Raw genomic sequence first — 20351 nt, 5'->3', positions numbered from 1 at the left:
GAACCACCATGCACCCCTTGCCATCCCTCCCTCTGGCCGTCGCGCAAGCCGCGCTGCTGCTGGCGCTGGCGCCGCTGTTCACCGGCGTGTCGCGGATGATCCGCGCCCGCATGCATTCGCGGCGCGGCCCCGGCGTGCTGCAGGACTACCGCGACATTTTCAAGCTGTTCCGCCGCCAGGATGTGGCGCCGGGCCGGGCCGGCCTCGCCTTCCGCCTGGCGCCGGCGGTGCAGCTGTCCGCCATGCTGATGCTGGCGATGGCGCTGCCGGCGCTCACCCGCCACTCGCCGGCCGGCCCGCTGGCCGACTTGATCACCTTCGTCTACCTGTTCGGCTTGGCGCGCTTTTTCTTCGCCCTGTCCGGCGTGGATTCCGGCAGTTCATTCGCCGGCATCGGCGCGGGCCGCGAGCTGACGCTGGGCATTCTGGTGGAGCCGACGATGATGCTCTCGCTGCTGGTGGTGGCCTTGATCGAGGGCAGCACCAATCTGGGCGCCATCGCCACCGGCATGTCCGGCAGCTATCTGCAGTCGCCGGCCGCCATCGGCCTGGCGCTGGCCGCTTTCGCCTTCGCCGTGTTCATCGAGATGGGCAAGCTGCCCTTCGACTTGGCCGAAGCCGAGCAGGAGTTGCAGGAAGGCCCGCTGACCGAATACTCCGGCCCCTCGCTGGCGCTGTTGAAACTCGGCCTGGCGCTGAAGAAAGTGGTGCTGGCGCAGTTCATGCTGGGCGTGTTCCTGCCGCTGGGCGCGGCCGACAGCCTGGCGCCGGCCGCGCTGCTGGCCGCAGCGGCCTGGCTGCCGCTCAAGCTGCTGGCGGTGTTCCTCATCGCCTCCGTCATCGAGAACAGCATGGCGCGCGGCCGCTTCCTGCTCACCGCGCGCGTCACCTGGGTGGGCTTCGGCCTGGCCGCGCTGTCCTTTGCTTTCTATCTCACCGGTCTTTAAGGAGCATTCATGGAACCACTCGCTCTGGCGACCATCCTGCTGCCCTTCCTAGGCGCGGCCCTGGTATTGGCCAGCCCGCGCCCAGCCGGCCGCTTCCTGGCGCCGCTGTTCGCGCTGCTGGCGACCATAGGCGCCATCTGGCTGGCCGCGGCCTTCAAAACGGCCGGCGGCATGGCCGCGCACTACCCCTTGCTCAGCTTCAACGGCATCGAGCTGTTGGGCCTGGCCGTAGACCGGCTCAGCACGCTGATAGGCATGGCCGTGGTGGGGCTGGGCTTTCTGGTGGCGCTTTACTCCACCGCCTACATGACGCCGGCCAACCGCGAGCATCCGCACGCCGCCGCGCCGCGCTACTACGCCTACCTGCTGGTGTTCATCGGCGCGATGGCCGGCCTGGTGCTGTCGTCCACCCTCTTGGGCCAGTTGGTGTGCTTCGAGATTACCGGCGCCTGTTCCTGGGGGCTGATCGGCTATTACCAGAAGCCCAAGGCGCTGCAGTCTGCCTTGAAAGCCTTGCTGATCACCCATGCCGGCTCGCTGGGCCTGTACCTGGCCGCCGGCTGGCTGTTCGCGCATAGCGGCAGCTTCAGCCTCTCCGCGATCTCGGCGCTGCCGGATGCCGCCAAGGTCGTGGTGCTGCTGGGCGTGCTGTGGGCGGCCTGGGGCAAATCGGCCCAGCTGCCGCTGCACATGTGGCTGCCGGACGCGATGGAGGCCCCGACGCCGGTGTCCGCCTATCTGCACGCGGCCTCCATGGTGAAGGTGGGCGTCTACATCTTCGCCCGCGCGCTGGACGCCGCCGGCAGCGTGCCGCACCTGGTGGGCTGGGTGGGCGCGGTGATGGCCACCGTCACGCTGCTGTACGGCTTCTGGATGTATCTGCCGCAAACCGACATGAAGCGGCTGTTGGCCTACTCCACCATCACCCAGTTGTCCTACATCTTCCTGGCCCTGTCGCTGTCGGCCTTCGGCTCGCGCCTGGCCTTCAACGGCGCCATCGCCCACATCTTCAACCACGCCTTCGCCAAGAGCCTGTTCTTCCTGGTGGCCGGCGCGCTCAGCTACAGCTGCGGCACGCGGCTGCTGCCGTCCTTGCGCGGCCTGTTGCGCGGCGCGCCGCTATTGGGCGCGAGCTTTTGCGTGGCCGCGCTGGCTATTGCCGGCGTGCCGCCGTTCAACGGCTTCTTCAGCAAGTTCGCCATCTTCGCCGCCGGCTTCCAGTTATCGGCCGGCGAACCGTGGCTGCTGCCGCTGATGCTGCTGGCGATGGCGGAATCGGTGGCCAGCTTCGCCTGGTTCCTGCGCTGGTTCGGCAAGACGGTGCCGGGCGAACCGTCCCCTGTGGTGGCCGCGGCCCAGCCGCTGCCTTGGCAAATGAAAACCGTGCTGGCCGCGCTGCTGGCGATGAGTCTGGCTTCCAGCTTCATCGCCGCGGCGTGGCTGGCTTGAGGAGGCGAGGATGGACGGCATGCTGATCGTCAACAACCTGGCCGGGCTGTTGATCGTCACTTCGCTATTGGTGATTTGCGCCAATCGCGTGGCGACGGCCGCCTGGCTCTATGTCTTGCAATCGCTGACGCTGGTGGGCGTGTTCCTGGCGCTGGCCATTGCGCAGGGCTCTCACGAGCTGACGCTGTGGGCGGCTTCGGCCTTCGTCACCAAGGTGGTGCTGGCGCCGCTGATCCTGATCAAGCTGCTGGGCCCGCTGCCGGACGATCCGGCGCTGAAAGGCTTGCTCGGCCCGGCCTGGATGGCCGTGCTGGCGGCGCTGATCGTGCTGGTCAGCTGGTACGCGGTGGATGCCGTGCGGCTGGCGGTCGTGGCGCAGTTGAAGCCGGCGCTGGCGGTGTCGCTGGGCCACTTCCTGCTGGGCCTGGCCTGCATCGTCACCTCGGGCAACATCCTCAAGCAGATTTTCGGCTACTGCCTGATGGAGAACGGCGCCCACCTGACGCTGGCGCTGATGGCCGGCAAGGCGCCTGAGGTGGTGGAGATAGGCATCGCCACCGACGCGGTGTGCGCGGTGCTGATCATGGCGCTGCTGGCGCGCCGCATTCATCGCACGCTGCAAACGCTGGACGTGCGGCAACTGACCGCTTTGAAGGGCTGAGGCCATGACTGCTACGCATTGGCTTGTTCTGCTGTTGTTGATTCCGCTCGCCGCCTCCGCGCTGTGCGCGGGCAGCCGGCTGGCGGGCGCGGGCGGCGCCAGGCTGGCCGCCGCGCTGCATCTGGCCAGCGTGTCGTTGCTGCTGGCGCTGTCGCTGGCCGCCTGCGTAGGGGTCGTAAGCGGCGGACCGCTGGCGGCGCTGGACGGCTGGCTGCGCGTCGACGCGCTGGGCGCCTTGTTTCTGGCGCTGATCGGCGTGCTCGGTTTCGCCACCGGCCTGTACGCGGTGGGTTATATGCGCCATGAGCGGGAGCATGGCGAGGTGGGGCCGGAACGGCTGGCCGGTTTCTATGCCCTCTTCCAGCTGTTCCTGTTCACCATGCTGCTGGCCGTCACCGCCAACAACGTCATCATGATGTGGGTGGCGGTGGAAGCCACCACGCTGGGCTCGGCCTTCCTGGTGGGCTTTTACGGCCAGCGCTCCTCGCTGGAGGCCGCCTGGAAATACATGGTGATCTGCACCGTGGGCGTGGCCTTCGGCCTGTACGGCGTGGTGCTGGTCTATTCCAACGCCGCCAGCCTGCTGGGCGACCACGGCGGCGCGGCGCAATGGACCACGCTGCTGGCCATGGCCCATCGGCTGGACCCGGCGCTGACGCGCATCGCCTTCGTCTTTGTGCTGATCGGCTTCGGCACCAAGGCCGGCTTCTTCCCCATGCACGCCTGGCTGCCGGACGCGCACAGCGAGGCCCCCAGCCCGATCAGCGCGCTGCTGTCCGCCGTGCTGCTCAACTGCGCGCTGCTGATCGTGATCCGCTTCCACATGCTGGCCGCGCGCGCGCTGGGGCCGGGTTTCTCGGAAACGCTGCTGCTGGTTTTCGGCCTGATGTCGGTGGCGGTGGCCGCGCTGTTCATCCTGTCGCAGCGCCACATCAAGCGGCTGCTGGCCTATTCCAGCGTGGAGAACATGGGGCTGATCGCCATCGCCCTGGGCCTGGGCGGCCCGCTGGGCGTGATGGCGGCGCTGTTCCACACCGTCAACCACAGCCTGGCCAAGGCGCTGCTGTTCTGCGGCTCCGGCAATGTGCTGCTCAAGTACGGCACGCCGGACATGGACTCGGTCAAGGGCCTGCTGCGCGCCGCGCCGCTGACGGCCATGCTGTTCGGCGCCGGCGCGCTGGCGCTGGGCGGCATCCCGCCGTTCAACGTGTTCTACAGCGAGTTCCTGATCGTGGCGGCCGGCTTCAGCCAGGGCCATGTCGCGCTCACCGTCGTCGTGCTGCTGCTGTTGACCATCGTGCTGGCGGGACTCGCGCGCATGCTGGCGGCGATCTTGTTCGGCCCCGCTCCGGACGAGGTGGAGCCGGGCGAGGCCGGCTGGCTGACGCTGCTGCCGCTGATCCTGCTGATGCTGGCCATGCTGGCGATAGGCCTGTTCATGCCGGACAGCCTGCAAACCCTGCTGCGCGAGGCCAGCCAGCTGGTGCTGGCCGCAGCCGACCACCCTGTAGCCATCCGCTGAGGCCTGGGAGAAAAACATGAACGACGACAAACTGGGCCAAAACTACCTGGATGGCCTGAAGCAACGCTTCCCGCACGCAGTGCTGGAAGCGGAATGGCAAACCGCCGACCAACTGACGGTCACCGTCAAGCTGGACAGCCTGCCCGAGGCGGTGGCGTGGCTGTATTACCAGAACGAGGGCTGGCTGTCGGTGCTGTTCGGCAACGACGAGCGCCCGCTGAACGGCCACTTCGCCGTCTACTACGTGCTGTCGATGGAAGGGCCGGTCAAGTGCTGGCTGGTGGTGCGCGCGCTGATAGACCCGGAGCGGCCGGAATTTCCTTCGGTCACGCCGCGCGTGCCGGCGGCGGTGTGGGGCGAGCGCGAAGTGCGCGACATGTACGGCCTGACGCCGGTCGGCATCCCGGACGAGCGGCGGCTGGTGCTGCCGGACGATTGGCCGGACGATCTCTACCCCTTGCGCAAGGACGCGATGGCCTACAACCAGCGCCCCGTCCCCACCACCGACACCGAAACCTACGCCTTCGTCAACGACGCCGCCGGCGTCACCCGCGACGTGCCGCTGGGCCCGCTGCACATCACCTCGGACGAGCCCGGCCACTTCAGATTGTTCGTGGACGGCGAAACCATCGTCGACGCCGACTACCGCATGTTCTACGTCCACCGCGGCATGGAAAAGCTGGCCGAAACGCGGATGGGCTACGACGAAGTCACCTTCCTGTCCGACCGCGTCTGCGGCATCTGCGGCTTCACCCACAGCGTGGCCTACGCCAGCGCGGTGGAAAACGCGCTGGGCCTGGCCGTGCCGCCGCGCGCGCAAATGATACGCAGCGTGTTCCTGGAGGTGGAGCGGCTACACAGCCACTTGCTCAACCTGGGGCTGGCCAGCCACTTCGTCGGCTTCGACACCGGCTTCATGCAATTTTTCCGCGTCCGCGAAAAAGCCATGACCATGGCGGAGCTGCTCACCGGCGCGCGCAAGACCTACGGCATGAACCTGATAGGCGGCGTGCGCCGCGACATCCTGAAAGAAGAACGCCAACGCACGCTGAAGCTGGTGATCGAACTGCGCGAGGAAACCACGCGGCTGGTCGACATGCTGCTGTCCACGCCCAATCTGCGCCAGCGCACCAGCGGCGTGGGCGTGCTGGACCGCAAGGTGGCGCGCGATTTCAGCCCGGTAGGCCCGCTGCTGCGCGCCAGCGGCTACCGCCGCGACATCCGCGCCGACCACCCCTACGGCGCCTATGTCAGCCTGCCCTTCGAGCTGCACAGCGAAGACAGCTGCGACGTGCTGGGCCGGGTATTGATCCGCGCCCGCGAATTCTTCAACTCGCTGGACATCATCCAGCACGCGCTGGAAAACCTGCCGGCCGGGCCGGTGCTGCTGGAGGGCTTCGCCTATCAGCCGCACAAATTCGCGCTGGGCTTCTCCGAAGCGCCGCGCGGCGAGGACATCCACTGGGCGATGACCGGCGACAACCAGAAGCTCTACCGCTGGCGCTGCCGCGCGCCCACTTACGCCAACTGGCCGCCGCTGCGCTACATGCTGCGCGGCAACACCGTATCCGACGCGCCGCTGATCGTGGCCAGCATCGACCCCTGCTACTCCTGCACCGACCGCGTGACGCTGGTGGACGTGAAAAAGAAAAAGTCCACCACCGTGCCCTACCAGGAAATCGAGCGCTATGGCCGCGAGCGCAAAGATTCGCCGCTGAAATAGGAAAACGCCATGTTCAAGCTATTCAAGATCATAGCCAAGGCGGGCGAGCCGACCACGAAATACCCGTTCGCGCCGTTTCCGGTCAGCCCCGGCTTTCGCGGCAAGCCGGAGCTGAACGCCCGCCAGTGCATCGCCTGCGCCGCCTGTACCCAGGCGTGCCCTGCCGGCGCGCTGACCATGCAAACCGACAGCCGCGCCGGGCGGCGCGAATGGGCGCTTAACCTGGGCCGCTGCGTGTTTTGCGGCCGCTGCGAGGAAGTCTGCCCCACCCGCGCCATCCAGCTGACCCAGGAATTCGAGCTGGCGGTGGCCAGCAAGGCGGACTTGATCCAGCGCGCCAGCTTCCGGCTGGAAAACTGCGCCTGCTGCGGCAGACCCTTCGCGCCGCGCAAGGAAGTCCACCACGCGATGGATCTGCTGCGCCAGAGCGGCCTCGCCCTGGACGACACCCTGCGCGGCCTGTACGCCACCTGTCCCGAATGCAAGCGCAAGCGAACCATAGAACGCGACGCGCTGCCGCTTAGCCGCCGCGAGGAGGAGCGAGCATGATTCCCATCCAAGCCGACGCCGGCCTGATCGTCCCGCGCGACGAATACGGCATGCCCAAGCCGCTGACCGAGAGCGAGGGCATCGTCCAGCTGAAACAGAAGCTGCTGAAAGACATCCAGCGCTCCGCCTACGTCTACCGCGTGGACTGCGGCGGCTGCAACGGCTGCGAGATCGAGATCTTCGCCGCCATCACCCCGGTGTTCGACGCCGAGCGCTTCGGCATCAAGGTAGTGGCCTCGCCGCGCCACGCCGATATCCTGCTGTTCACCGGCGCCGTCACCCGCGCCATGCGCATGCCGGCGCTGCGCGCCTGGCAGGCCGCGCCGGATCCCAAGATTTCCGTCTCCTACGGCGCCTGCGGCTGCAGCGGCGGCATCTTCCACGACCTGTACTGCGTATGGGGCGGCAGCGACAAGATCGTGCCGGTGGACGTTTACATTCCCGGCTGCCCGCCCACGCCGGCCGCCACGATTTACGGCTTCGCCATGGCGCTGGGCCTGCTGGAGCAAAAACTGCGCGCCACGCATCAGGAAGAAAGCGAATGCGACCGCGCCTTGTTGCCGCACCCGTCCATCCCGCTGGACGCGCGGGTGCGCATCGAACGCGAGGCGCGGCGGCTGGCCGGCTACCGCAGCGGCCGCCTCCTGGCCGACCAGTTCATGGATCTGGCCGGCCGGGCCGACGGCCTGACGCTGGACGAACGCGTCAAACGCCATCTCTCGGCGACCGCCGACCCGCGCGAGAACGAAATCTTCACCCGTTTATGGGACATCAGCATGGAAGGAGGCGCGCGATGAGCCGCATCGTGTTTCACGCGCTGGGCCGCAAATTCCTGCAGCGCGAAGAAGACATGCCCGCCGACGACAACGCGCGCCAAGTGATCTACCAGACGCTGGCGCTGGGCCACCACATCGGCGTGATCGACTGCCTGCAACCGAGGATCAGCTGCCCGGAAGAAGGCTACGCCGAATGGCTGGCCGCGCTGCCCGAGGGCGAGGCGCGGCGCAAGCTGGCCGGCGTCTTGCGCTTCGGCGAAATCATGATAGACGCCAGCCATGCCGCGCTGCTGGCCCTGGCGCTCAGCCGCGGCCGCGATGCGATGAGCGAGCGGCAGCGCGGCTGGAGCGACGCGCTGATGCGCGAGCTGGCGGCGATGGACGCCGAGCCGGCGCTTTACCTGATGGTGAAACGACATGAAGACTGACGCGCGCGATCTGATCCTGGCCGTGGGCAACAGCATGATGGGCGACGACGGCGCCGGCCCGCTGCTGGCCGACCGGATGAAACAGAACCCGATTGCCGGCTGGGACGTGGAGGACGGCGGCAGCGCGCCGGAAAACGCCGCCCACCGCATCGCCGCGCGCGCGCCGCGCCGCGTGGTGCTGGTGGACGCCGCCGACATGGGCTTGCCCCCCGGCGAAATCCGCCGCGTGCCGCCGGAGGCGCTGGCCGAGATGTTCATCATGAGCACCCACGACCTGCCCCTGAGCTTTTTGATGGAAAGGCTGGCCGAAACGGTGCCGCAAGTGGAGTTCATCGGCATCCAGCCCGATCTGGTGGCGTTTTACTGTCCGATGAGCGATAGGGTGCGCCAAGCGGTGGACCGGCTCTACGCCGCGCTGCGGGACGATCCGACGCTAGACAGCCTGCCCTGGCTGTCTGACGCAGATTAAACGCGCGGCGATTAGGCGGCCTGCATGCTATCGGCAGCGCCGGACGGCCGGTAAAATTGATTCCGCACATCCGCCCGCCATCAAGCCGACCATGCCGATACTCGCGCCCCATACTTGCGGCCAGGACGCGCCGCCGCCCGCCGACCCGGTCGCCGCGCTGCGCGCCGACCGCGACCAGCTGCAAATCCTGGTGGACGTCACCAACGCGGTGCTGTCCACGCTGCAGTTGGAAGAACTGGCGGAAAAAGCGGCGCAGGCTTTGCAGCTGGCCTTCGGCGTCAGCTTCGTCGGACTCAACCTGCGCGCCGATGACGACAGCGAGCTTCAGGTGCACGACATCTTCCTCGAGCGCGAGGGCCGCGGCCGCTGCCAGCACCGCAGCTATCCGCGCGACCGGCTGCCCGCGCGCGAGGCGATGCTGGGCCATCAGCTGCTGCTGGCCAGCGAGCCGACGCTGGAGCAGATGGCCGCCGTCCACCCGCGCTTCGCCGAAGTGATGCGCGCCGGCTGCCGCTCGCTGTGCGTGCTGCCGCTGTGCGGCGCCACCGGCACCGTGGGCGCGCTGCTGCTGGCCTACCCCGGCGACAGCGGCTATTTCCGCGCCGTGCTGCCGCTCTTGCAACAGGTGGCGGCGCGGCTGACGCTGGGCCTGGCCAACGCCCAGTCCTACCAGGAAATTTCCCGCCTCAAGGATCAGCTGGCGACCGAAAACCTGCAGCTGACCAGCGAGATCCAGCATTACCAGAATTTCGATGAAATCATCGGCCAGAGCGCGGCCATGTCGGCCGTGCTGGAGCAAGTGGAGATCGTCGCCGCCAGCGATTGCTCGGTGCTGATTCTGGGCGAAACCGGCACCGGCAAAGAGCTGATCGCCCGCGCCATCCACGCCCACAGCCCGCGCGCCGGCAAGCGCATGGTCAATATGAACTGCGCCGCCATTCCCGCCGGCCTGCTGGAAAGCGAGCTGTTCGGCCACGAAAAAGGCGCCTTCACCGGCGCCGCCGCCCAGCGCATGGGCCGTTTCGAGCTGGCCGACCAGGGCACGCTGTTCCTGGACGAAGTGGGCGACATTCCGCTGGAGCTGCAGCCCAAGCTGCTGCGCGTGCTGCAGGAACGCGAGGTGGAGCGGCTGGGCGGGCAAAAGATCATCCCGGTGGACGTGCGCGTGATCTCGGCCACCAGCTGCGACCTGATGGGCATGATCGCCGACAAGCGCTACCGCAGCGACCTCTACTACCGCCTCAACGTCTTCCCCGTCATCCTGCCGCCGCTTAGGGAGCGCCCGGACGACATTCCGCTGCTGGCGCAGTTCTTCACCCAAAAGTTTTCGCGCCGGATGAGCCGCGGCATCGAAAGCATCCCGGCTGACACGCTGCAGCGGCTGCAAGGCCACGATTGGCCCGGCAATGTGCGCGAGCTGCAAAACGTGATCGAGCGCGCGGTCATCCTCACCCGCGGGCCGGTGCTCAAACTGCCGCAGACGGATCTTGCCTGCCGCCAGGCCCCGCCCTGTCCGCCCCCCGCCGCGCCGGCGCGGCGGGAAACGCCCTTGTTCGACGCCAGCGAGCCGGAAAAAGAGCGCATCTTGCGCGTGCTGAAGGAGTGCAACGGCATCGTTGCCGGCCCGCGCGGGGCCGCGGCCAAGCTGGGGCTGAAGCGCACCACGCTGCTGTCTAGGATGCAACGCCTCGGCATCGCCGGCCGCCAGGCGGCGCCAGACGCCTGCGGCTAACCGCCGCTGCCGCCGCTCAGACCGCGGACTCGTTCATCCGCCCGGACGCGTCTTCGACGGATTCATCCAACTGCGCCAGTTTCGTGCCCAGCAAGGCGAAAGCCGATATCGCGATGCTGCCGACGCCGCACAAGACGAACAACAAGGCGACGCCGCGTCCTTTGCCCTCTCCCAGCCAAGCGCCGCCTTTCGACAAAACCGGCCAGCGCCAGATCAGCCAGCCATGCGGTCCGCATTGGCTCAAACCTGCCTAGTTTTCCGCCGGCAGGGGCTGTGTGGCCAGTCCGGTCCCGAGACTCTCTTCGCTCGCCGACAGCTTCCACTGACGCACTTTCCCCGCCTTGTCGAACAACAGCACCAACTCCTTGCTGAAATTGCTTTGTCCGCGGAACAAAACGCCCACATTGGTAAAATTCTGCAGTTTGGGCTTGTATTGCCTGTAGCTGTACACCCAGATTTCGCTGCCGTCATCGAAGCCTATCTTTTGCTGCGGCTGGCCCAGCCGGCCCGCCATGCCTTGCTTGCTTCCCTCGCCTAGGGACAGCGCTTGCTTGACATACGGTTCATCCACATCTTCCAGCTTGGCGTTGCCGATGCTGGCGCAAGCGGCCAACCATGCGGCCAGCGCCGCGACGCACCCCAGGCGCGAGGCCCGGCGCACTCCCGCTCCTCTTTCCATGATCATCCCCTTCCGCCGCTCATACCGGATCCATGTATTCGAAAACCACCAGCGCATCGTTGGACCACGACGCGTCGCTCAGAGGAAGCGAATACAGGTATTGCTTGGGATACGGCCAATGGAAGAAAGGGCTTCGCTGCTGCGGCAAGCCATAAAGCCACTCAGTCGGCAATACGAGCGCTCTCCCGCCTTGCTGCAATGAAATGGAGAACAAAGGCCGATCCGAAATGAACAGATAGCTGTACTGCCGCGCCTCGTACGGATCGCGATCCACTTTCAACTGCGACGCGCCCTTCAGCATGTCCCATAGCGCGGTGCCCACCGCCGCGGGCGCATACTTGGCGCAATTGCGCATATCGTCCAGGCAGGATGCCTCCTTGGCGGCCGCGGGAACGCATTCCACTTTGCCGTCCTGCAGGTTGTTCAGATTGCTCTGGGCATCCACCAGGCACTCCAGGCGCAAGTCGCCCAGCCTTCTGGCTCCAAGCGCCCCCCCCGGGCTCTTCACCTCCGCCCGCCAGTTGAAGCCATCGCCTGCCGGCGTCGCGATCAGCTTCAGAGAGGAATCCGACTTGTCCGCGACCTCCGGAAGCGAAAACGTCAATCCCCTGCCAAGTTTCACGTCAGCGACGTTTCGGCCGCCGGACAATCTAAGCGTCGGCTCCACGGCGCGGGAGCGATCACCGAGATAGAGCCGGTAACGGAATACGCCTTCCGGCGCCAGTTTGGCGTTCGCGTGGAACACCTCAACGCCCTTGCTCAGCACGGAATAGGCCCGCGCCGAGTCCTGCTCCCCGCCGTCCCCCGAGGCAAGCGCAGTCGCCCCCCCTCCCACCGCCAGCAAAGCGCCGAGGGTGAGCCGCGCAGCATGTTTGCCTATCACCTAGCCTCCAAACCGCAATCAACTATTAAAATGCATATTTTATTCGTTAGAAATGGGGCGGCAACCGGCCAAGCAGACGGTTGGCAAACAGGCTCGTCCTCCACCCGTCGGCCCTCGCGCCTTAGCCGCGGCCGGCCAGTCGCGCGGCCATCTCGCGTCCCTGCGCCTGACTCGAAGGCGATGCCAGGATGCGCCGCCAGCTTGGCTTCGTTCTCCCCCTGCTCGATGCGGAAACCGCAGATCTTGGCCTGGAGGTCGTTGCGGCCCAGGTATTCGATGCTGCCGTCCGCCAGCCAGCGCTCCAGGTCGCCGGCCTTGTACAGCCTGGCGTACGGCCCGGCGCGGAACGGGTCGGGAATGAAGCGTTCCGCCGTCAGCTCGAGCCGGTTCAGGTAGCCGCGCCCGGCCTGGACACCGGCAATGTACAGCCCTCCCGCCCCTCGATCGGCACCGGTTGCAATTTGCCATCCAGCATAGACATGCCGGCATTGGTGAACGGCTTGCCGATGGTTACGCTGATGGCCTCCTGCTCGCCGGACAAGCGCGAGGCCGTGCAGGAAACCGTCGCCTCGGTTGGTCCGTCAGTATTGATCAGTCCAGTGGATTCGGGACGGATGCTTTCCCAGCCGTTCACCTTTTGCGCCGAGAGGGCGTCCGCGGTCACATTGACCAGACGCACGCCTTGCAGATAGTGCAGCGCCTGCTGCGGCGCCGCGATCCATGGCCCGACCAGTGTAGCGCAAGCCTAGCATCAGTCCTTTGCCGACTACGCGCACTTGCCCTTCAAACGGCTTAAGCGCCTGTTGCAGGCACTCTGCTACGGCTTGTCCTTTTTCTTCGACATCATGGACAAAATGAGGAGCGGCCCAGTATTTCCTGAGCGCCGCGACGGCCATCACCATGGCAAGGCTGCAGCCACGGAAAGTCCTGTTGTGCTCGCCGGGATTCCAGGCATCGATTTCGGGCTCGATCAGGTTCAGGGAACACGGCAAGCCTCCACCGCCCAAAGACTTGGACAGACCAAAGATGCCGGCTCGATGCAGGCATGCTCGAAACTGATAAAAGCGCCCTGTCCGGCCGCAGCCGGTCTGCATCTCGTCCACGATCAGCAAAGACCCCAGCTTGCGGGCGAGCACGGCGACGCCTTGCAGCCATTCTGCCGATGCGCAGTTCAAGCCGCCTTCGCCCTGCACGCATTCAAGTCCAGCCCATTGAGGATGCCGTCCTCGCGCATATACGCAATGGCTGCCTCTATCATGTCGTCATCGTTATGGCCGTAATTGAGCGAGCCCGCGCAGCGAAAAAATCCATACTTCACCCTTCGCTCGGCAAAATACGGCCGGAAAACACGGCAGTAGCGACGCACCTCCGATTCGCACTCTCAGAAGACCGCGGCAGGCATCGTTTTCCGCCCCCAAACATGATTATCATTAAAATAAAATCACTAACCGACCACTATTGTTAAACGAGCAAAATAAATATTGAAATAGATAATTAAACTTAAAACCATCGCAAGCGACCAACTCTTTGAAACCTCATAAAGGACAGCCCTCTTGCATGTCCTCGTCGCCAGGAAAATAAATAAATCGCCATGTGACGTACAAATGACATTGCGAATACTTGGGAAGTCGATACCGCGCCCCCTCCGCAAACCCGACAGAACGCGATTCAGTATTTATACGTAGCCTAGCCCCCCTCTCCGTCCAGCCTCACTCAAGCTTCGATGGCGTTCATGCCAAATGACGCCACATGAACTAACTTAAATGGATAATGTTTCTCGCAACGGCTTGATCTAATTCACTGGGGCTCTCCGGATGACAGAATCGCCGTCCCGCACACTATTCGGCTTCGACCGCCGGCTGTTCTGGCTTGGCATGACGCTATGGATTCTGCTCGCCTCGTTCGGCACCTGGCTGGCCGGCGCGCACGAAGAACAGCGGGCGCTGGACTCGATGCGAAACCGGCTGGAAGCCCAGGCCCAGCTGCGCCTGTCCAGCCTGGAACAAAGTCTGGAGCGCTACAGCCAGAATCTGCAATTCCTGGTGGGCACGCCGCCGATACCGGGCCTCGCCAGAGCCAGCCTCAATCACGGAATCGATGTCCAGGAGCAAAGCTCAAGCGAGCTGTGGAAGCGACGAATGAAGACCATCTTCCACGCCTACGCCTCGGCCACGCCTGAAGCGCTGGAGTTGCGCCTGATCGGCGCCGACGGGCGCGAACTGATCCGCGTATCGCGGGCCGCCTCAGGCATCGTGGAAATGGCCGATGCCCAATTGCGCGACAAGAAAAGCGAGGACTACTTCATCGCAGCCGGAAAATTGCGCGCCGGACAGATCTACGTCGGCGACATCACGCTCAGCCGCGATCCGGAAACCCGCGCGACCCGTGCCACCATGCCCGTGCTGCGCTTGTCCACGCCGGTATACGCGCCGAATGGCAAGCTGTTCGCGGTCATGGCTGCGAGCCTGGATGCCAGCCACATGATGTCTTACTTGCAAGTGAACCGCAGCGAGCATGACGTCAAACTCTATATCGCCAACCAGCGAGGCGATTTTCTCAAGCATCCCTCTGCCGACAAGGCATTCGGCTTCGAACGGGGCCGACGCTGGCGATGGCAGGATGAATTCCACTCTCTGCCGTCTCCGCGGTCGCAACAGGCCCTCCAATACCTGCAGTCAGGAGAAAAGCGCTTTTATTCTGTCAGCCACCGCTTCCCGCTGTCCCGCCCTCCGGAGCGGGAGCAGCGCTTTCTGATGGTTGCGGAACTGCAGCCTGAAACCGTTCTGGACGCATCCGTAGACGCGGCGCGCCGCAACACCCTGCTGTCCATGCTGCTGGGCGGCCTGCTGGTGGCTGCGCTGGCTTTTGTCTACCAACGCCAACGCAGCCGCATGCACGAGCGGATACGCGATCTCAACGCCTCGCTGGAAATCCAGGTTCAACAACGCACCGAAGAAATTCGCCGCTACGCCTCGTTGCAGCAAGCCATACTCAACCACGCCAGTTACGCCATCATCGCCACCGATCCTGACGGCTGGATCACGCTGCTCAATCCCGCAGCCGGATCGCTGCTCGGCTGCGCCGCAGACGAAGCGGTCCGCCAGCAGCGGCTGACCGACTGGATGGACGCCGACGAGTTGGAGCGGCAGGCTGACAAGCTGGCATGGGAAAACGAAGTGCCGCACAGGGGAGGCTTCGAGGCGTTGACGCTGCGATCGCGCCATGGCTTGCCCAATCAATTCGACTGGACCTTCACCCGGAACGATGGACAGCGGCTGCCGGTAACGCTGGCGATGACCGCGCTGCGCGGCGACGACGGCAAGCTGCAAGGCTTTTTGGCCATCGCCGTCGACATATCCGAGCGGCAACGCAATCAACGCGAGCTGATGCGCGCGCGCGATCAATTGAGCAAGGCGGCGGAAGTGGCCGAGCTGGGCATCTGGAGCTGGGAGCTGGACAGCGACGCGCTAGAGCTTAACGCGCGAATGTTCGATATCTACCAGTTTCCGCACGAACTTCGCCAAAACGGCCTCCACTACCGCCAGTGGCGCGAGCGCCTGCACCCGGAGGACGTGGACGCGGTGGAGCGGGAACTGCGGAACGCGGTGGCGGGACGCGGCGCCTACTCGCCGACATTCCGCATCGTGTTGCCGGACGGGCAGATACGGCACATCCAGGCCGGCGCGCTGGTGGAGCGCGACAACGACGGCCGGCCGCTGCGTGTGACTGGCATCAACCGCGACATCACCATCCAGCATGACGCGGAGGCCGCGCTGCGCTTGGCCAAGGAAAGCGCGGAGGCGGCCAGCCGCGCCAAGGCCGACTTCCTGTCCAACATGAGCCACGAAATCCGCACGCCGATGAACGCGGTGCTGGGCTTGGCCTATCTGCTGGAAAAAGCCGGCCTGCCGGCCAGTGCGCTCGACCTGGTGCATAAGATACGCGTCGCCGGCCGCTCGCTGCAGGGCATCATCAATGACATCCTCGATTTTTCCAAGATCGAGGCCGGCAATCTGGAGATAGAACAGGTGCCGTTCTGCCTGGGCGACGTGCTGGACAACCTGTCCACTATCATGAGCGCCAATGCCGGCGACCGCGATATCGAATTGGTCATCTCCCCGCCCCCCGCGGACATCGATCATCTGCGCGGCGACTCGCTAAGGCTTGAGCAAGTGCTGATCAATCTGACCAGCAACGCGATCAAGTTCACCGAAACCGGCCACGTCAAGGTAGACATACAGCCGCTGGAAACCAGCAGCCAACATGTGGTCCTGCGCTTCGCGGTGGTGGATACCGGCATTGGCATACCGGAAGCCAAGCAAAGGGAACTGTTCCAGCCTTTCACCCAGGCAGACGCCTCCACCACACGCCGCTTCGGCGGCTCTGGACTTGGGCTGGCCATCAGCCGGCGGCTGGTGACGCTGATGGGCGGTGAAATCGGCTTGAACAGCCAGCCCGGCGAAGGCTGCGAGTTCTGGTTCACGCTGCGTTTTCCTCGGGAGGTCGGCATCCGGCTGTCCGCGCCGGAAATGGCCAATCTCAGCGTGCTGATCGCCGACGACAATCCGATCGCCCGCGAGACATTGGACATCACCGCCGGCGAGCTCGGCTGGGAGGTCTCTACAACGGCCTCCGGCGGCGAGGCGGTGGAACGGGTCCGGGCCGCTCAGGAAGCGGGCCGACCGGTGGATGTGGTGGTGCTGGACTGGAAAATGCCGGAAATGGATGGGCTGGCCGCCGCCCAGGCCATCCGCCGGCTCTGCCGGGGCCAGCGCATGCCCATCATCCTGATGGCCACCGCCTACTCCCGTGAGCTGCTGAAGGCGGAGCCCGCCGCCGGCGAGATCAACGAGGTGCTGAACAAGCCGGTGACGCCGTCAGGACTCTACAACGCAGTGGCCAGGGCGCTTCGTCCGCTGCAAGCGGCGGCGGCCGTCCAACCGCAATCGAACAACCGCCTGGACGGCCTGCGATTGCTGGTGGTTGACGATAGCGACATCAACCGAGAGGTCGCTCTGCGCATCTTCGAAGACGAAGGCGCGGTGGTGGCGCTCGCCAGCGACGGCCGCGAGGCGCTTGACTGGCTGCGCCAAAACCACGGCGATGTGGACATCGTGCTGATGGATGTGCAGATGCCGGTGATGGATGGTTACGAAGCGACGCGCGCTATCCGGGCGGCGCCCGAGCTCTCCCACTTGCCGGTGGTGGCATTGACCGCCGGCGCGTTCCAGACCCAGCAGGATGCCGCCAGAGAAGCCGGCATGACCGATTACATCGCCAAACCCTTTGACGTGGATACCGCCATCAACCTGCTGCGACGCTTGGCCGGGAAAAAGCCCTCCGATGCGGAAGAGCCGGTCCGGCGCCCTCCCTCCCTGAACCCTGACCTGCCCGGACTGGCCTTATCCAGAGGGCTGTTGATTTGGCGCGACGCCGACGTCTACCGGCAATACTTGCGAAAATTCGCCCGCGATTACGGCGACTGCGTGGACGCGCTGGCTCAGGCGGAAAGCGAAGCGGCCCAGGCGCTGACCCACAAGCTGAAAGGCGCGGCCGGCAATCTGGCATTGGAGGAAGTATCGGCCCGAGCCGCCAGGCTGGAGGCCAGCCTGGCGGCAGGACGCGATCCCGCTTTAGAACTAGCCGCGTTGAGAGTGGCGTTGTGCCAGGCGCTGGAGTCCATCGCCCGCTACGCTCCCGTTCCCTCCCCCGCAGCCGCGGATGCTCCCGCCGCCGCGTCGGCCAGCCTCGCCCTTTTGCTGCATCAAGCGATGCAGGCGTTCAACCTGGACAATCCGGCCGAGGTGGAGCCCGTGCTCAGCCAACTGGGGCAGCTTCTGCCCAGCGACCAGCTCGCGCCGCTGCGCGACGCGGTCGAAAATTTCGACTTCCGCGGCGGAGAAGCCGCCACCCAAGCGCTGGCCGAAGCGCTGGGCCTTGCCGAGGAATGGTGACCATGCAACAGCAAGCCCCCCTTCTGATCGTGGACGACGAACCGCAAAACCTGGCGGCGATGCGCCAGGTGCTGGCGCCGCAATACCCGCTGGTCTTTGCCAGAAACGGCGCGGAAGCGCTGTCCGCCACCGCCAAACACAGGCCGGCGCTGGTATTGCTGGACATCCAGATGCCGGACATGGACGGCTACACAGTATGCCGCCGGCTGAAGAGCGATTCGCAATCGTCGTCCACGCCCGTGATCTTCGTCACCTCGTTATCTGAAATCGGCAACGAGGCGGCAGGCTTCGAAGCCGGCGCGGTCGACTACTTGGTGAAACCGGTCTCGCCCTCCATCGTGCTGGCCCGGGTGCGCACCCATTTGTCGCTGGTGCAGGCCACCCAATTGGAGAAAAGCCATCGCGACGCCATCTACATGCTGGGCCAGGCCGGCCACTTCAACGACACCGACACCGGCGTCCACATCTGGCGCATGGCCGCCTATTCCGCGATGCTGGCCGCCACCAGCGGCTGGGACGCGCCGTCCTGCCATCTGCTGGAAATGGCCGCGCCCATGCACGACACAGGCAAGCTGGGCATCCCGGACGCCATTCTGCGCAAGCCGGGCCCGTTGACGCCGGAAGAGTGGGAGGTGATGAAGACGCATACCCGGATAGGCCACGACATCTTGATCCGCAGCGAAGCGCCCATCTTCAAGCTGGCGGCAGAGGTCGCGCTGCGCCATCACGAAAAGTGGGACGGCAGCGGCTACCCGGACGGCCTGGCCGGAACCGCGATACCGGAATCGGCCCGCATCGTCTCCTTGGCCGACGTGTTCGACGCGCTGACGATGAAGCGCCCATACAAGGATGCCTGGCCGCTGGAAAAAGCGCTGACCACGCTGCGCGACGGGCGCGGCAGCCATTTCGAACCCAGGTTGATAGAAGTGTTCGACGCCGCGCTGCCCAAGCTGCTGGAAATCAAGGACATCTGGGGAGACCGGGCCGAGCAGGCCGAGCACGATGAATTGATGCTGTTCTGAGCCCGCCCCGCCACTGCGGGGCGGTTTCCAAGCGACGCCGCCGCCCAATGCCCGCGGGAGTCCGTTGACATGCCAGGGCGGAAGGCTTGCGCAGGAATGGAGTCGCGCGGCGCTAAACCGCCTCTACATTGTTGTGCACCTCGCTGTCGCGCAGCACCACCTGCGCCCACACCACCGAGTCCAGATAATACTGGTTGGCCAGGTCCACATCGAAATCCAGCACCCTCACCAGCGCCTCGATCTGCGCGCTGTCGCCCTGCTCGCAGGCCAGCGCCAACGCAAGGTGGGGCGAGAAGATGCCTTTCTGCTCCACCACCGCCTCTCTCACCGTCAGCGGCAGCTCCAGCGGGTCAAGCACATCGGGGAAAGGCTGGTTGAGCAGCACGTCCAGCAAAGAAAACATGCCGGTCAGGAACAAGTGCTCGGCCTCCAGCTTGTTGCCCCGGTAGCCGCCCAGCTTTTCCATGAAGCGGGCCCGGATCAGCGACTTCTCCAGCAGCGACAACGCGGTGCCGTCCTCCTTGCGCGAAGTGAACAGCAGCATGGACAGCCACTTGAACAGCGTCTCGCGCCCCAACAGCAACAAGGTTTCTTCTATGGTCTGCACCTTGCGGCTCAAGCCGTGTATCGGCGAATTGATAAAGCGCAAGAGCTTGAACAGCAACACCGAATCCAGCTTGAACTGCGCCTCCACCTCCTTGGGATCGGCGCTGGTGCGCAGCAGGCGCATGATCTGCAGCACGCGGGTCTGATTGGTGTCCACCTTGCCGCCCTCCAGCGCGTGCGCGGTGGTGACGAAAGGGCCGTGGAACAACGCGAAGCGGTTGTTGCCCGGCGCGCGCAGGCAGACGTCCAGATCCTCGGCGGTGCCGACGTTGCGCGCCATCCACCGCGCGCCCGGATAGCGCTTGGGCAATTGGTCCAGTATCGGCGCCAGCACCCGAGTGGAAGGACCGGCGAAATCCAGCACCATGAAATCCACCCGGCTGAACAGATCGGCCTGCAGGCCCGGGGTCAGCATGGTCTGGTCGTAGGCGGCCGGCTCCAGCGCGAAGCGCAAGCCCAGCTTCTGCAAATCGTCCAGCTCGCGCAGCATGTGCTCGGCCACCACCATGCCCGGCACCGGCTCCAGCACGAAGATCACGCTGCCGGCCGGCATGCCGCGCAGTTGGGGGTCCTCCAGCGAAGTCATCGCGACATGGACGAAGGCGCGTCGGTAAGCCAGCAAGCGGAAGATGTCCATATTGTGCAGCGTGGCCAGCAGCAGCCGGTCGAACTCCTGCTGCTTGCCCGCCTCGATGTTGCGCTTGCCCTGGCGGACGAAAAAATCATAGGCGACGACGCGCTGCTGGCGATCCATCACCGGCTGGTGGGACACGAAGCCCAGCGTGGGAGGCAGCTCCGCCGGCTCTTCCTCCGGCGGCGGTGTGATGACGGCTGGCGGCGGCTCCGGCCTTTCCTCCTCCGGCTCCGGCTCCTCTCCGTGCGTATTCTTTTTCAGACGTCCGGCCAATCCATCTATCAGATTTTTCAGCATGGTGTCATCCCGAGGTTGAA

18 protein-coding genes are annotated in these 20351 nt (G+C 65.3%); 12 read left to right on the top strand and 6 right to left on the bottom strand.

What is annotated here, in order from left to right:
* Positions 1-8 precede the first annotated feature (8 nt).
* The 10 genes from DK842_RS13595 (at position 9) to DK842_RS13550 (ending at position 10256) form a co-directional block, all read left to right on the top strand.
* On the top strand, positions 9-947 hold the full coding sequence (locus tag DK842_RS13595) for a respiratory chain complex I subunit 1 family protein (RefSeq protein WP_114061920.1): 939 nt from the start codon (positions 9-11) through the stop codon (positions 945-947).
* A gap of 9 nt (positions 948-956) precedes the next feature.
* Positions 957-2396 (top strand): hydrogenase 4 subunit D, encoded by a 1440-nt coding sequence (locus DK842_RS13590; protein WP_114061919.1) that lies wholly within the window; start codon positions 957-959, stop codon positions 2394-2396.
* Positions 2397-2406: 10 nt separating this feature from the next.
* Positions 2407-3057 (top strand): hydrogenase 4 membrane subunit, encoded by a 651-nt coding sequence (gene hyfE, locus DK842_RS13585; RefSeq protein ID WP_114061918.1) that lies wholly within the window; start codon positions 2407-2409, stop codon positions 3055-3057.
* Between the two features lie 4 nt (positions 3058-3061).
* Entirely contained in the window at positions 3062-4579 is a 1518-nt protein-coding gene (locus DK842_RS13580; protein ID WP_114061917.1) for a hydrogenase 4 subunit F, read from the top strand.
* A gap of 16 nt (positions 4580-4595) precedes the next feature.
* The gene (locus DK842_RS13575) at positions 4596-6302 is read left to right on the top strand and encodes a hydrogenase large subunit (protein WP_114061916.1); all 1707 of its coding nucleotides are present in this window, start codon (positions 4596-4598) and stop codon (positions 6300-6302) included.
* A gap of 9 nt (positions 6303-6311) precedes the next feature.
* Positions 6312-6851: a formate hydrogenlyase complex iron-sulfur subunit gene (locus tag DK842_RS13570; protein WP_114061915.1), complete on the top strand. Its 540-nt coding sequence runs from the start codon at positions 6312-6314 to the stop codon at positions 6849-6851.
* Positions 6848-7648: an NADH-quinone oxidoreductase subunit B family protein gene (locus DK842_RS13565; protein ID WP_114061914.1), complete on the top strand. Its 801-nt coding sequence runs from the start codon at positions 6848-6850 to the stop codon at positions 7646-7648. The genes DK842_RS13570 and DK842_RS13565 overlap by 4 nt, the downstream gene beginning before the upstream one ends.
* Positions 7645-8055: a formate hydrogenlyase maturation protein HycH gene (hycH, locus tag DK842_RS13560; protein WP_114061913.1), complete on the top strand. Its 411-nt coding sequence runs from the start codon at positions 7645-7647 to the stop codon at positions 8053-8055. The genes DK842_RS13565 and hycH overlap by 4 nt, the downstream gene beginning before the upstream one ends.
* On the top strand, positions 8045-8524 hold the full coding sequence (gene hycI / locus DK842_RS13555; protein WP_114061912.1) for a hydrogenase maturation peptidase HycI: 480 nt from the start codon (positions 8045-8047) through the stop codon (positions 8522-8524). Before hycH ends, hycI begins: the two co-directional genes overlap by 11 nt.
* Before the next feature lie 91 nt (positions 8525-8615).
* The gene (locus DK842_RS13550) at positions 8616-10256 is read left to right on the top strand and encodes a sigma 54-interacting transcriptional regulator (protein ID WP_114061911.1); all 1641 of its coding nucleotides are present in this window, start codon (positions 8616-8618) and stop codon (positions 10254-10256) included.
* A gap of 16 nt (positions 10257-10272) precedes the next feature.
* On the opposite strand, the gene DK842_RS13545 is transcribed toward DK842_RS13550, so the two are convergent.
* The 5 genes from DK842_RS13545 to DK842_RS23690 all read right to left on the bottom strand — a co-directional run bounded on the left by DK842_RS13545 (position 10273) and on the right by DK842_RS23690 (position 13011).
* Entirely contained in the window at positions 10273-10500 is a 228-nt protein-coding gene (locus DK842_RS13545; protein WP_114061910.1) for a hypothetical protein, read from the bottom strand.
* A gap of 6 nt (positions 10501-10506) precedes the next feature.
* On the bottom strand, positions 10507-10935 hold the full coding sequence (locus DK842_RS13540) for a hypothetical protein (RefSeq protein ID WP_145964036.1): 429 nt from the start codon (positions 10933-10935) through the stop codon (positions 10507-10509).
* A gap of 19 nt (positions 10936-10954) precedes the next feature.
* Positions 10955-11818, bottom strand: a complete 864-nt coding sequence (locus tag DK842_RS13535; RefSeq protein WP_145964035.1) for a hypothetical protein — start codon at positions 11816-11818, stop codon at positions 10955-10957.
* Between the two features lie 388 nt (positions 11819-12206).
* The gene (locus DK842_RS23925) at positions 12207-12359 is read right to left on the bottom strand and encodes a hypothetical protein (protein ID WP_232538478.1); all 153 of its coding nucleotides are present in this window, start codon (positions 12357-12359) and stop codon (positions 12207-12209) included.
* Between the two features lie 40 nt (positions 12360-12399).
* Complete coding sequence (locus tag DK842_RS23690) at positions 12400-13011, bottom strand: aminotransferase class III-fold pyridoxal phosphate-dependent enzyme (RefSeq protein ID WP_114061907.1); 612 nt, start codon at positions 13009-13011, stop codon at positions 12400-12402.
* A 621-nt stretch (positions 13012-13632) separates the two neighbouring features.
* Between DK842_RS23690 and DK842_RS13515 the strand changes: the two genes are divergently transcribed.
* Both DK842_RS13515 and DK842_RS13510 read left to right on the top strand, forming a co-directional pair.
* Positions 13633-17772 (top strand): response regulator, encoded by a 4140-nt coding sequence (locus DK842_RS13515; RefSeq protein ID WP_114061905.1) that lies wholly within the window; start codon positions 13633-13635, stop codon positions 17770-17772.
* A gap of 2 nt (positions 17773-17774) precedes the next feature.
* Positions 17775-18794, top strand: coding sequence for a response regulator (locus DK842_RS13510; protein WP_114061904.1), 1020 nt, complete (start codon positions 17775-17777; stop codon positions 18792-18794).
* 112 nt (positions 18795-18906) lie between these two features.
* On the opposite strand, the gene DK842_RS13505 is transcribed toward DK842_RS13510, so the two are convergent.
* On the bottom strand, positions 18907-20331 hold the full coding sequence (locus DK842_RS13505) for an EAL and HDOD domain-containing protein (RefSeq protein ID WP_114061903.1): 1425 nt from the start codon (positions 20329-20331) through the stop codon (positions 18907-18909).
* Between the last annotated feature and the right edge of the window lie 20 nt (positions 20332-20351).

Source organism: Chromobacterium phragmitis, from assembly GCF_003325475.1.
GTDB classification, from domain to species: domain Bacteria; phylum Pseudomonadota; class Gammaproteobacteria; order Burkholderiales; family Chromobacteriaceae; genus Chromobacterium; species Chromobacterium phragmitis.
The sequence above is the reverse complement of the archived record's forward strand: the minus strand, read 5'-3'. Positions and strand labels throughout refer to the sequence as shown.

Excerpts from the sequence above, each read along its gene's own strand:
- DK842_RS13540 (WP_145964036.1), bottom strand. The coding sequence starts at position 10,935 with ATGGAAAGAGGAGCGGGAGTGCGCCGGGCCTCGCGCCTGGGGTGCGTC.
- hyfE (WP_114061918.1), top strand. The coding sequence starts at position 2,407 with ATGGACGGCATGCTGATCGTCAACAACCTGGCCGGGCTGTTGATCGTC.
- hycI (WP_114061912.1), top strand. The coding sequence starts at position 8,045 with ATGAAGACTGACGCGCGCGATCTGATCCTGGCCGTGGGCAACAGCATG.
- DK842_RS13590 (WP_114061919.1), top strand. The coding sequence starts at position 957 with ATGGAACCACTCGCTCTGGCGACCATCCTGCTGCCCTTCCTAGGCGCG.
- DK842_RS13565 (WP_114061914.1), top strand. The coding sequence starts at position 6,848 with ATGATTCCCATCCAAGCCGACGCCGGCCTGATCGTCCCGCGCGACGAA.
- DK842_RS13505 (WP_114061903.1), bottom strand. The coding sequence starts at position 20,331 with ATGCTGAAAAATCTGATAGATGGATTGGCCGGACGTCTGAAAAAGAAT.
- DK842_RS13580 (WP_114061917.1), top strand. The coding sequence starts at position 3,062 with ATGACTGCTACGCATTGGCTTGTTCTGCTGTTGTTGATTCCGCTCGCC.
- DK842_RS13515 (WP_114061905.1), top strand. The coding sequence starts at position 13,633 with ATGACAGAATCGCCGTCCCGCACACTATTCGGCTTCGACCGCCGGCTG.
- DK842_RS13595 (WP_114061920.1), top strand. The coding sequence starts at position 9 with ATGCACCCCTTGCCATCCCTCCCTCTGGCCGTCGCGCAAGCCGCGCTG.
- DK842_RS13510 (WP_114061904.1), top strand. The coding sequence starts at position 17,775 with ATGCAACAGCAAGCCCCCCTTCTGATCGTGGACGACGAACCGCAAAAC.
- DK842_RS13575 (WP_114061916.1), top strand. The coding sequence starts at position 4,596 with ATGAACGACGACAAACTGGGCCAAAACTACCTGGATGGCCTGAAGCAA.
- DK842_RS13570 (WP_114061915.1), top strand. The coding sequence starts at position 6,312 with ATGTTCAAGCTATTCAAGATCATAGCCAAGGCGGGCGAGCCGACCACG.
- DK842_RS13550 (WP_114061911.1), top strand. The coding sequence starts at position 8,616 with ATGCCGATACTCGCGCCCCATACTTGCGGCCAGGACGCGCCGCCGCCC.
- hycH (WP_114061913.1), top strand. The coding sequence starts at position 7,645 with ATGAGCCGCATCGTGTTTCACGCGCTGGGCCGCAAATTCCTGCAGCGC.